At 39.7% G+C, this 12,346-nt stretch carries 9 protein-coding genes, 10 tRNA genes and 1 rRNA gene; 19 read left to right on the forward strand and 1 reads right to left on the reverse strand.

Features of this window, described 5'->3' with window-relative positions; genetic code table 11:
- Window positions 1–40 precede the first annotated feature (40 nt).
- From rrf to DZB84_RS23700, 19 genes are all read left to right on the forward strand, one after another.
- Window positions 41–156, forward strand: a 5S ribosomal RNA gene (gene rrf, locus DZB84_RS23610).
- A gap of 6 nt (window positions 157–162) precedes the next feature.
- Window positions 163–237, forward strand: a tRNA-Asn gene (locus DZB84_RS23615).
- Between the two features lie 2 nt (window positions 238–239).
- Window positions 240–312: transfer RNA gene (locus DZB84_RS23620), tRNA-Thr, on the forward strand.
- A gap of 21 nt (window positions 313–333) precedes the next feature.
- A tRNA-Glu gene (locus DZB84_RS23625) sits at window positions 334–405 on the forward strand.
- Window positions 406–412: 7 nt separating this feature from the next.
- Window positions 413–488, forward strand: a tRNA-Val gene (locus tag DZB84_RS23630).
- Between the two features lie 160 nt (window positions 489–648).
- Window positions 649–724, forward strand: a tRNA-Thr gene (locus tag DZB84_RS23635).
- An 8-nt stretch (window positions 725–732) separates the two neighbouring features.
- Window positions 733–817, forward strand: a tRNA-Tyr gene (locus DZB84_RS23640).
- A 208-nt stretch (window positions 818–1,025) separates the two neighbouring features.
- A tRNA-Gln gene (locus DZB84_RS23645) sits at window positions 1,026–1,100 on the forward strand.
- Window positions 1,101–1,265: 165 nt separating this feature from the next.
- A tRNA-Lys gene (locus DZB84_RS23650) sits at window positions 1,266–1,338 on the forward strand.
- Between the two features lie 8 nt (window positions 1,339–1,346).
- A tRNA-Gly gene (locus tag DZB84_RS23655) sits at window positions 1,347–1,421 on the forward strand.
- A 25-nt stretch (window positions 1,422–1,446) separates the two neighbouring features.
- Window positions 1,447–1,522, forward strand: a tRNA-Ala gene (locus DZB84_RS23660).
- Window positions 1,523–1,694: 172 nt separating this feature from the next.
- On the forward strand, window positions 1,695–2,597 hold the full coding sequence (rocF, locus tag DZB84_RS23665; RefSeq protein ID WP_116354748.1) for an arginase: 903 nt from the start codon (window positions 1,695–1,697) through the stop codon (window positions 2,595–2,597).
- A gap of 170 nt (window positions 2,598–2,767) precedes the next feature.
- Window positions 2,768–3,331, forward strand: coding sequence for an RNA polymerase sigma factor SigW (gene sigW, locus DZB84_RS23670; protein WP_116354749.1), 564 nt, complete (start codon window positions 2,768–2,770; stop codon window positions 3,329–3,331).
- Window positions 3,332–3,343: 12 nt separating this feature from the next.
- Complete coding sequence (locus DZB84_RS23675; protein ID WP_116354750.1) at window positions 3,344–3,967, forward strand: anti-sigma factor family protein; 624 nt, start codon at window positions 3,344–3,346, stop codon at window positions 3,965–3,967.
- A gap of 140 nt (window positions 3,968–4,107) precedes the next feature.
- Window positions 4,108–4,929 (forward strand): diadenylate cyclase CdaA, encoded by an 822-nt coding sequence (cdaA, locus tag DZB84_RS23680; protein ID WP_116354751.1) that lies wholly within the window; start codon window positions 4,108–4,110, stop codon window positions 4,927–4,929.
- Window positions 4,922–6,160, forward strand: a complete 1,239-nt coding sequence (locus DZB84_RS23685) for a CdaR family protein (protein WP_116354752.1) — start codon at window positions 4,922–4,924, stop codon at window positions 6,158–6,160. Before cdaA ends, DZB84_RS23685 begins: the two co-directional genes overlap by 8 nt.
- Window positions 6,161–6,192: 32 nt before the next feature.
- Window positions 6,193–7,539, forward strand: coding sequence for a phosphoglucosamine mutase (gene glmM / locus DZB84_RS23690; protein ID WP_116354753.1), 1,347 nt, complete (start codon window positions 6,193–6,195; stop codon window positions 7,537–7,539).
- Between the two features lie 457 nt (window positions 7,540–7,996).
- Window positions 7,997–9,799, forward strand: coding sequence for a glutamine--fructose-6-phosphate transaminase (isomerizing) (glmS, locus tag DZB84_RS23695; protein WP_116354754.1), 1,803 nt, complete (start codon window positions 7,997–7,999; stop codon window positions 9,797–9,799).
- Window positions 9,800–10,476: 677 nt separating this feature from the next.
- The gene (locus DZB84_RS23700; RefSeq protein WP_116354755.1) at window positions 10,477–11,301 is read left to right on the forward strand and encodes a hypothetical protein; all 825 of its coding nucleotides are present in this window, start codon (window positions 10,477–10,479) and stop codon (window positions 11,299–11,301) included.
- Window positions 11,302–11,527: 226 nt separating this feature from the next.
- On the opposite strand, the gene DZB84_RS23705 is transcribed toward DZB84_RS23700, so the two are convergent.
- Window positions 11,528–11,968, reverse strand: a complete 441-nt coding sequence (locus DZB84_RS23705; protein WP_116354756.1) for a hypothetical protein — start codon at window positions 11,966–11,968, stop codon at window positions 11,528–11,530.
- Between the last annotated feature and the right edge of the window lie 378 nt (window positions 11,969–12,346).

Raw genomic sequence — 12,346 nt, forward strand, 5'->3', positions numbered from 1 at the left:
AGCGTTATCTAGTTTTGAAGGAATGAATCCTTCAACATAGTCTAGTGGCGATAGCGAAGAGGTCACACCCGTTCCCATACCGAACACGGAAGTTAAGCTCTTCAGCGCCGATGGTAGTTGGGACTTTATCCCTGTGAGAGTAGGACGTCGCTAGGCATTTATTCCGCAGTAGCTCAGTGGTAGAGCTATCGGCTGTTAACCGATCGGTCGTAGGTTCGAATCCTACCTGCGGAGCCATTGCTTCCATAGCTCAGCTGGTAGAGCACTTCCATGGTAAGGAAGAGGTCAGCGGTTCGAGCCCGCTTGGAAGCTTAAAAAAAGGAATTCTTAATTGGCCCGTTGGTCAAGCGGTTAAGACACCGCCCTTTCACGGCGGTAACACGGGTTCGAATCCCGTACGGGTCACCTTTTTGGAGGATTAGCTCAGCTGGGAGAGCACCTGCCTTACAAGCAGGGGGTCGGCGGTTCGATCCCGTCATCCTCCACCATTAATTTAACTTTTGCCGGTTTAGCTCAATTGGTAGAGCACGACCGAATAAGCTTCTTGAAATTACATCAGCGTACTAATCGAACCACTTCTTGAATTAGCTTTCTGAGATTAGGACGACTATACACAATCAAATCTTCAGTGGTTTGAGATCTTAATATGCCGGTTTAGCTCAATTGGTAGAGCAACTGACTTGTAATCAGTAGGTTGGGGGTTCAAGTCCTCTAGCCGGCACCACCTTAAATGGAGGGGTAGCGAAGTGGCTAAACGCGGCGGACTGTAAATCCGCTCCCTCAGGGTTCGGCGGTTCGAATCCGTCCCCCTCCACCATTTACGGTTTTTTATAAGCCTTTATTCTTTCTTTGGACGAGTTCAAAAGGATGAAGTAGGCTATTTTTATGGGAATTGTAGATTTTATTAGTAAAATTACTCATATTTTGTAGCTGATTGCGCAAGATAATAGGGTAATTGAATACAACAAATTTCCGGATGAAAGTTCGTGAAGCATCTTCGAAGAAGTTTCATGAAGTTTAATCAATGGGCTATAGCCAAGCGGTAAGGCAACGGACTTTGACTCCGTCATTCGTAGGTTCGAATCCTGCTAGCCCAGCCATTTTAGAGCCATTAGCTCAGTCGGTAGAGCACGAACGAGTAAGCTTCGAAGCATAAGCTTCAGCGTACCAATCGAGTTGCTACTTGAACTGGCTTTCTGAGATTGGGACGTCGTAGATGTACTCAATTCGATTACATAAACACATTATTCACCAATCTCGCGTACGAGCCATTAGCTCAGTCGGTAGAGCATCTGACTTTTAATCAGAGGGTCGAAGGTTCGAGTCCTTCATGGCTCATCTCTTATGCGGAAGTAGTTCAGTGGTAGAACACCACCTTGCCAAGGTGGGGGTCGCGGGTTCGAATCCCGTCTTCCGCTCCACGAACTACTTCTTTTTTTATATTTAGGGGCCTTAGCTCAGCTGGGAGAGCGCCTGCTTTGCACGCAGGAGGTCAGCGGTTCGATCCCGCTAGGCTCCACCAATACCAAGATGTATATTCAATAAACCTTTGAGGTTTATTTTTTTTGCATAAATCTAGAAAAATTCTCCTCCATCCCTCAATCGCAGTGTATAGATATACATGATTTTGTTGAGTTGAGTCAATCTGTTGAAAGCAGTTACAATAGAGTATATGGGAGAGGGGGCATTTTATCATGAAGAAGGATATATCAATCATTGGGGTGCCAATGGACTTAGGTCAGATGCGTAGAGGGGTTGATATGGGACCAAGTGCCATTCGTTATGCAGGTGTTGTTGAACGATTAGAAAGGCTTGACTATGATATAGATGATTTAGGCGATATCGAAATCACCCGTCCAACTCGTGAGGAAGTGGCCAATGATGAAAATTTGAAAAACCTTGAGAAAGTATCTGAAGCCAATGAGAGGCTTGCTGCTACGGTTGATGAGGTGATACTGAATGGAAAATTTCCACTTGTTTTAGGTGGTGACCATAGTATTGCCATTGGAACTCTTGCTGGGGTCTCTAAACATTATAAAAATTTAGGGGTCATATGGTACGATGCTCACGGCGATTTAAACACGGCTGATACATCGCCATCTGGCAATATTCATGGAATGCCACTTGCTGTAAGCCTTGGACTTGGTCATAAGCGTCTTACTGATATTGCTGGATATAGTCCAAAGGTCAACCCTGAAAACGTTGTCATTATTGGAGCAAGATCACTCGACGAAGGTGAGAAAGCATTAATTAAGCAGCTAGGGGTTAAAGTGTATACGATGCATGAAATTGATCGTCTAGGGATGACAAAGGTCATGGAAGAAACGATTCGTTATCTAAAAGAAAGAACAGATGGTGTACACTTATCATTAGATTTAGATGGTCTTGATCCACATGATGCGCCAGGCGTGGGAACCCCTGTACTTGGCGGTATTAGTTACCGTGAAAGTCATTTAGCGATGGAAATGTTAGAGGAATCCAAATTAATCACGTCTGCTGAATTCGTAGAGGTTAATCCAATATTAGATGATAAAAATAAAACAGCTTCAGTTGCTGTTGCTTTAATGGGTTCTTTATTTGGAGAAAAACTTTTGTGAGGACGCCACAGTATCTCTTTAAAAGAGGTACTGTGGTTTTTATTTTTAAAGTTTTGATTTCCCCCACATAAACTAGTCAAAATTTGTTAAAATGAAAATTATGGAGAAAATGAAACCTTTTTAAAGGTGAATCGTAAATAATGATACCCGCAGTGGCGGAGGTATACAAAATGGAGACTATCATCAAAAACAGAATTAGGCAGATAAAAAATGGAGATCAGAATGCATTTGCGGAGATAGTAGAATTTTACAAAGACAAGGTTTTTCAAATATGCTATCGTATGCTTGGAAACCGACATGAGGCAGAAGATATTGCACAGGAAGCCTTTATTCGAGCATATGTTAATATTCATAGCTATGATTTGAATAAAAAGTTCTCAACATGGCTATATCGGATAGCAACGAATCTGTCGATTGACCGCATTCGTAAGAAAAAGCCTGACTACTATCTAGATGCTGAGCTTGCAGGCTCGGATGGACTAACTATGTACTCGCAGATTGCCGCAGATGCTGCATTACCGGAGGACGAGCTAGAAACGATGGAACTTCAAGAGTTAATTCAATCGGAAATAATGAAGCTTCCAGATAAGTATCGTTCGGTTATTGTTTTAAAATACATCGAGGAGTTTTCGCTAAAGGAAATTAGTGAAATTCTTGACCTACCTGTGGGTACGGTAAAAACAAGAATTCACAGAGGTCGAGAAGCATTACGAAACCAGCTTCGACATGTATAGGGGTGAGAAAGAATGAACTGTTCAGAAAACAGCATGATTGAACTAATGCACAATTACCTAGATGAAGACATTTCTGAAGAGGAAGAGAAGCTACTACGTGAGCACTTGCTAACATGCGAATCATGTCATCAACATTTTCATGAGCTAAAGAAAACCATTGCGTTGGTACAAAGTACTTCTCACATTTCTGCACCTACCGATTTCACATTAAAGGTCATGCAAATTCTACCGAAGGAAAAACGTACGGTGAGTTTTAGACGCTGGTTTAGAGAGCATCCAATGTTGACAGCAGCCTCGCTCTTTCTATTATTAATGGCAGGAAGTCTTTTTTCAGTCTGGAGTGAAAGTGAGCAATTTTCTGTTTCAAAGCAACCAAATTTAATTGTGGAAAACAATACCGTCATCGTTCCCGAAGGCGAAACAGTAAAAGGTGATGTCGTTGTAAAGAACGGAAAGATCGTAATTGAGGGAGCAGTGGACGGAGATGTCACAGTGATAAATGGTGAGAATTATATGGCCTCAGCTGGAAATGTTACTGGTGAAATTAAAGAAGTCAACCAGATGTTTGAGTGGCTTTGGTACCATATTAAAAAGGTAGGAACAGATGCAATTCACATTTTTGATCAAGAAGAATAGGCCATCGGTCACGGTGGTCTTTTTTCTATTCGAATTTGTGCTTATCCTCCTACCAATTTGTAATTGGTACATGAAAGTTATATGATATAATATTATAGCTAACTATGTTTTTTGGATTATTTCATAGAGGAAGTGTGAGAATGTCATTTAATGAACTCCCATTACTAGGTTACCTCGGCATTTTTCTAGATGTTCTCCTTGTCTGGTATGTGATATATAAATTATTATCCCTTATACGCGGAACAAAAGCTGTTCAGCTATTAAAGGGTATTATCGTAATCGTTTTTATCCGCTTATTGAGTAGCCTATTAGAATTACATACATTGTTTTGGTTAGTGGACCAGGTAATGGATTGGGGATTCTTGGCGATTATCGTCATCTTCCAGCCTGAATTGCGAAGGGCATTGGAACAGCTGGGGCGCGGAAAAATATTCTCCAGAAGTGGTACGGATGAAGATGATCAGCAGGCCAAATTAATTGAAGCAATCACTAAAGCTACCGATTATATGGCAAAACGCCGTATTGGTGCACTCATTTCAGTTGAGCGACAAACGGGAATGGGGGATTATGTAGAAACCGGGATCCCACTTCATTCAGCTATCTCATCAGAGTTACTAATCAATATTTTTATTCCAAATACTCCTCTACATGATGGAGCCGTCATTATTCAAAAGAATCAGGTCGCGGCTGCGGCTTGTTATCTACCGCTTTCAGAGAGTCCATTTATCTCAAAAGAATTAGGAACGCGGCACCGAGCTGCACTTGGGATTAGTGAGGTAACAGACAGCATTACCATCGTTGTATCAGAAGAGACCGGAGCTGTGTCATTAACAAAGAATGGAGAATTACACCGTGATTTGAAACCTGATGCATTTCGGGATTTACTAAAACAAGAACTAATTACGAACGAAAGCAATACCTCTCATCCACTTTGGCAATGGAGGGGGAAAAAGAATGGATAAATTAATGGATAATCGTTGGGTTACACGGATTATTGCCTTATTAATTGCTTTGCTCTTATTTGCATCTGTCAGTTTTGAAAATCAACCTGCATCCAAGAGCCCTGCAGGGATACCGTTATTTTCAAATTATTCAGAGACACTAACGGAAATTCCGGTAAATACTTACTATGATGATCAAAATTTAGTGGTATCAGGAGTTCCTCAATACGTAAATGTAACGATAGAAGGTCCATCAGGCGTTACCAAGAGAGAAGGTCTTCAAAAGGAAATTGAAGTATATGCAGACCTTACTCAGTTATCTGTTGGCACCCATAAGGTGAAATTACAATATCGAAATATATCTGATAAAATTAAAGTGAAAATTGATCCTGCTGAAATAACCGTCGTTATTCAGGAAAAGGTCACAAAGGAATTCCCTGTTGAAGTCGATTTTGTTAATCGTGACCAAGTAGCAGAAGGATATTCGATCGAACAACCAGTAGTGGCACCTCGAGTTGTTAAAATAACCGGGGCCTTAGAGGAAATCGAAAGAATTGCGTTAGTAAAAGCAGTTGTCGACCTTAAGGGAGTCACGGAAACATTTACACAGGAATCAAGAGTAGCTGTGTATGATAAAAATCAAAATGTATTGTCGGTCACGGTTGAGCCGAATGTTGTTGAAATCACAGTTCCAATTGTTAGCCCAAATAAATCCGTATCATTTACCCTTAAGCAGAAAGGAAAACTTGCGGATGGGTTAAGTTTAGTTAATATTACGCCAACGCCAAATCAGGTTACAATATTTGGTCCAAAAGAGGTCATTGATGCCATTTCTTCTATAGAAGGTGAAATTGATCTTGATAAAATAAAGGAAGATTCAACGGTTAAAGTGAAGGTTCCGATTCCAAAAGGTGTTATCCAGGTATCCCCACAGGAAATCGAAGTAACAGTCGATGTCGAAGAAGAGATATCGGAAACCTTCTCAGATTTATCAATTAGAAGTCAAGGATTGGGTGCCCAATTTGCACTAACCTTTTTAAATCCTGAAGCAGGGACCCTCGATTTAGTAATTCAGGGTGCACCAAGTGTCATAGAGGGGACAAGTCCTACCAACCTTGATGTATTTATCGATGTGACTGACCTAGGAATTGGTGAACACGATGTAGATATAAATGTGAAGGGCCCAGATAATGTGACATGGGCATTACCTCAAGAAAAGGCAAAGATACGAATCACCGAAATAGAAGGGTAAGGAAGTATCTGCAAAAGGAGAGATCATTTAAAATGGGAAAATATTTTGGTACAGATGGTGTACGTGGTGTTGCAAATAGCGAATTAACTCCGGAACTTGCATTTAAGGTAGGAAGATTTGGAGGATATGTGTTAACAAAGGATAAAGAAAGACCAAAGGTTCTAATAGGCCGCGATACCCGTATTTCAGGTCATATGCTAGAAGGTGCGCTTGTAGCAGGTCTATTATCCATTGGGGCAGAGGTTATGCGCTTAGGTGTCATCTCGACTCCAGGTGTAGCGTATTTAACAAAGGCTTTAGGGGCTGAGGCGGGCGTAATGATATCTGCCTCACATAATCCAGTCCAAGATAATGGAATTAAGTTCTTTGGTCCAGATGGATTTAAGCTTTCTGATGAACAGGAAAATGAAATTGAAGCACTATTAGACTTACCTGAAGACCAGCTTCCTCGTCCAGTTGGGGCTGAGCTAGGGCAAGTGAATGACTATTTCGAGGGTGGTCAAAAATACCTTCAATTCTTAAAGCAAACAGTGGAAGAGGATTTCACAGGTATCCATGTGGCATTAGATTGTGCGAACGGGGCAACATCTTCACTAGCTACGCATTTATTTGCTGATCTAGATGCAGATATTTCTACAATGGGGACTTCTCCAAATGGCCTTAATATCAACGATGGTGTAGGTTCTACTCATCCAGAAGCGCTGGCAGCTTTCTTAAAAGAAAAGGGCGCGGATGTTGGATTGGCATTTGATGGCGATGGAGACCGTCTTATTGCAATTGATGAAAATGGCGATATCGTTGATGGCGATCAAATCATGTATATTTGTGCAAAGCATATGAAGGAACAAGGTCGATTAAAGCAACAAACAGTGGTTTCCACGGTAATGAGTAATTTAGGCTTCTATAAAGCTTTGGAAGAGAATGATATTGCAAGTGTACAAACAGCTGTTGGTGACCGCTATGTTGTAGAGGAAATGAAGAAGAGTGGATATATCCTAGGCGGTGAACAATCAGGACATATCATTTTCCTAGATTACAATACAACTGGTGACGGACTATTAACTGGTCTGCAATTAGTGAATATCATGAAGAGCACGAAGAAACCTTTATCACAGCTTGCAAGTGAAATGAAAAAGTTCCCACAGCTATTGGTGAACGTGAAAGTTACGGATAAATACCACGTTACAGATAATCCTGTGATTAAAGAGGTTATCGAACAGGTAGAAGCTGAAATGAATGGAAATGGTCGCATCTTGGTACGACCTTCAGGAACTGAGCCTTTAGTAAGGGTAATGGCGGAAGCTCCAACAGAAGAACAATGTAAAGAATATGTAGACCGTATCGTAGCTGTTGTAAAAACAGAAATGGGTGCGGAGTAATTATACAATTTGATTAAAAATATGCAAACTTGGCACAACCTGTTCCACGTTTGCATATTTTTTTAGTATACATGGAAAATTTATTCCATGTTTTGATTGACGATTTTGGATTTTCTGTAGTATTATTGTTCTTGTTCTTTTTTATTATGGAGAAGGAGGGATAAGACTATCATTCATAATCATTTTTAAAGCGCCAGAACTAAACCATGAACGGAAAAAGTAACAAAGCATAGGCTGTTGTTACAGGTTTAGTTGACGAGGAGGAGGTTTATCGAAACTTCGGCGGATGCCTCCCGGTTGTTATCAATCACGACCGCAATTCCTTTTTGGTAAAACAGAGGGGTGACTCTCTGCACAAACAGAAGGATATGATTGAGTAAACAGATAAATACGGAAAAAAAGGGGCAAGTAAGCCCCGTGCTTTCTTGTTCCCTTTTTTAGGGAGGAAACTTAATTTATGTGCGGAATTGTAGGTTTTATTGGACAGAAAGACTCTAAGGAAATTTTGTTAAAGGGACTAGAAAAGCTCGAGTATCGTGGATATGATTCAGCTGGAATTGCAGTGATGAATGATGAAGGTGTTCATGTTTTTAAAGAAAAAGGTCGTATTGCAACGCTTCGTGAGGCAGTAGATCAAAGTTTATTTGCTACGGCAGGGATTGGGCACACACGTTGGGCAACACATGGAGTGCCAAGTAAAATCAATGCACACCCACATCAAGCATCTTCTGGACGGTTCACTCTTGTTCATAATGGTGTAATTGAAAATTACACACAGCTTAAGGATGAGTATTTACAAAACGTGGAGTTAAAAAGTGATACGGATACAGAGGTAGTTGTTCAAGTACTTGAGCAATTTGTAGATCAGGGACTTGAAGTTGAAGAGGCATTTCGTAAGACGTTGAGCCTTCTAAAGGGATCCTATGCAATTGCAATGCTTGATGAGCAAAACAACGAAACGATCTATGTTGCGAAAAACAAAAGTCCACTTCTTGTTGGACTTGGAGACAATTTTAATGTTGTAGCAAGTGATGCAATGGCAATGCTTCAGGTAACCGATCAATATATCGAGTTAATGGATAAAGAAATCGTCATTGTTAAAGAAGAGTCTGTCACAATCAAAAATTTAGCGGGTGAAGCAATCAACCGTGACCCATATACAGCAGAGCTAGATGCAAGTGATATTGAAAAGGGAACCTACCCACACTATATGTTGAAGGAAATTGACGAACAGCCTTTGGTAATGAGAAAGATTGTTCAAGAATATCAAAACGATAATGGTACATTGTCAATTGATCCTTGTATTGTCGAAGCAATGAAGGAAGCAGACCGTGTCTACATCATTGCTGCAGGAACTAGTTATCATGCAGGTCTTGTTGGGAAGCAATTCATTGAAAAAATGGCGCACATTCCAGTAGAGGTTCACATTTCTAGCGAATTCTCTTACAATATGCCACTACTATCTGAGAAACCATTATTCATCTTTATTTCACAAAGTGGAGAAACTGCGGACAGCCGCGCGGTTTTAGTACATGTCAAAGAAATGGGCCACAAATCCATTACGATTACTAATGTCCCAGGTTCAACATTGTCTCGTGAAGCTGATTACACTTTGCTATTACATGCAGGTCCTGAAATTGCAGTGGCATCAACAAAGGCATACACTGCCCAGTTAGCCGTACTTGCAATCCTAGCCTACGTAACAGCAGATTCAAAGGGAATAATGGTGGGGATGGACCTAGCCAAAGAGCTCGGTATTATCGCAAACAGCATGGAGGCTCTTTGTGATGACAAAGAAGTAATGGAAGCAATCGCGTGGGAGTATTTCACAACAACTCGTAACTGCTTCTTCATCGGTCGTGCGATGGACTTCTTTGTTGGTTTAGAAGGCGCCTTAAAGCTAAAAGAAATCTCCTATATCCAAGCAGAAGGTTTTGCTGGAGGAGAATTAAAGCACGGAACAATTGCCTTAATCGAAGATGGAACACCGGTTATCGCTCTAGCTACACAGGAGCATGTGAACCTAAGCATTCGTGGGAATGTCAAAGAGGTCGTTGCACGTGGTGCACATCCTTGTATCATTTCAATGAAGGGTTTAGAAACTGACGAAGACCGTTATGTGCTCCCGGCTGTTAATGATATGTTAACACCATTAATCTCGGTTATTCCATTACAGCTTATCTCCTATTATGCAGCACTTCATCGTGACTGTGACGTAGATAAACCACGGAATTTAGCAAAGAGCGTAACGGTGGAATAAGAATAAATATAAATTAAAGACTGGTGTCCCTATATAAAATTAAGGTTCCTTAAATAAAATAAGCGTTCCTTAAAGAAAATTAATGTTCCTAATCCGAAGGTTTTTCCGGTACGTTTCCCGGCAGACCTTCGGTTTTTTTATGTGAATTTCGGAGGGGTTCCAATCGTAATCTAATCCCATTTTCAATCAAAATTCAATCCCAATCCAATCGTTTTTTTCTTCTCTGCATTCCTCCAATCCTTTGATATGTATGGGTTCAGTCCATCTCCAGTTCTTTTTCAGTTGGTTTCCCTACGGTATAAACTCGGTATCCTTTCCAGTGTTTTTCCTCCCGTTTTAGGATCAAATGGTCCCTCAACATCTACTCCGTATTCGTCTATTCTGGAACGTAATTTTTTTATCAAAATCATTGCAAAATCGGTACAATTTTGGGCAAAAAACGGGAAAAAGGCGGGAACGTAATTTTTTTATAAGGAAAAATGGGAGGGGAAGTAAAAGGGGCGTGAGCCCTTGTGAGAGAAGGGGTTGAGGAGAGTGAGAAGGAGGAGGGGTGTTGGAACGTAATTATTCGATGGGGACATAGTAGACGTGCGAGGGTTAGGGATAAAGGTTAGAAAGGGAATTTAGTATAATAAATAGAGAAATAGGATAGGAAGATAAATAGGATGTGATTAAGGATGCTTTCTCTTGAAGAGTACATTTCAAAAAGAAAAAAGGAAGATCGAATTAATGAATTCGATATTGAGTCAAAGGCTCAAAACATGCAAACGTGCATGAACTATATATTTGAATATTTCAATCAATACCTCGATGAATCAAAAATGGATGAAAAAACAGTGTTAAACGAAGAACGACTTGAAAAGTATAAAAATTCCCTTCGGCATTATGAATCTGATATTCAGGAATGGTTAGTCGGAATTTATGATGATTATGACAAGCAATTGAATCGTTCCATTATTAGTTACCTTAAAAAAGATGATTTATTTTATCTATACAACACTGATCAAGAGTTTCGCAGTGCTTCATATGATTGTTATGCACAACTCATAAAGAAAAATCATTTTTTGAAAGAGCAGACGGAAATGCTTTTCCTTTTTATCAAAGACCATCATCGAATTCAAAGTAATCCAAGAATGGATTTCGAAAATATCTATATCTCAGAGGAAGTAGAAGAGTGGATTAAAAAGACGTGGGACAAATACCAAGTGAATTTGCTTACTTTTGCTTCAGATTATGTGTCTCGTTTTTTTGATAGCGAGGAAACTTGGGATGTAAAGCATAGAATCAGAAGTAAGGATAGTTGGCGGAAATATGAGTACGACTATAAGCAAAAAAGTAATTTATTCAATATTAATTCATTGCATAGAAGAATATCCCAAAAACCATTTATCAGAGGAAAAAAACAATTTCTTGAAATAATATTAATGTATTGTTGGCTTCATGACATTGAGGGTGATGAAGACTACTGGCATGTATATATTAATAAGGTCTTACCTTCGTAGCGGGGAAAAAGTAAGTCTGTATTATGGGTGTCTCCCTGCTAAATCCTCTTCCCTATGCTAAAAGTCAGTAGACACTGCTAAGTAGTGTGTTTCCAAACAGCAAAGGGAACGGGACGTGAAGCGGGTAGTCTTATAGGCAGGATCTAATATTGATCCAGTCCTTTTATTTACTCAATATATTCGCATTCCTTGTCTTTTTTATTGGACAAAAAGATTTTTTGTAATCTTAATACACCACACCAAAATGATCACTGGCACAACCATGGCAGGTATCTTTATCAAACCGATGTTCAACCGCAACTTTTTCGCCGCAGAATTGGCACTTTCGATATTGTCTTTTTCTAGTATTAATTGTTTTCATTAGTAACTCAAGAATTATCTCTTGCTGTTTCTCTTTATTTAATGACTGCAAGGTCTCCCATGGTAAAGAATGCTTTTTATAAACTCCAGGTATTGGAGAGGGCATATAGCCATCCCATTGCGTGGCCTCATAACCAAATTCTAATCCGTCATTCGTTGTCCGTAAATATACCTCTGGTTCATCTGCGAATCCCTCTAACTTAAAATAAAATGGATAGTCCATTAATACTTTCTCTTTTTGGTCTAATGGATATTTTTCATATAGTGAGTTAATCCATTCAAGTGCTTTCGTCTTCAGTGGTTTCATATAGGTCGACCCTCTTTAATTGAAACATAATATATTTTAATTATAGCATCTATATACAAGCATTATAGGTGTTTTCCTTATTAAGTCACACTTTTCTTCTTACTGTAAAATGTCGATAACTATTTACAATAGTTGGTTTTCATACAGTAAGAGAATCAGGGAAGAGTAGAAGGAAACTATTAAGTGTTTAATCTTTCAATCAAACGTTTATTTCAAACAAAATCAAGGATCCAATGTAGGTTCAGTTATTCTTCTTGAGTAGTATTTCACCTTTCACCAATCTCTTGTCCAATAGGTGTTTCGATTTTCTATTCTCTATCTCTTACTTCTTTAATGTTGTATTCCTCGCTGTAAAAATCTGTAAGATTTCAGTTCTTT

It is taken from the genome of Bacillus sp. HNG, assembly GCF_003400205.1.
Classification (GTDB): domain Bacteria; phylum Bacillota; class Bacilli; order Bacillales; family Bacillaceae_L; genus Ferdinandcohnia.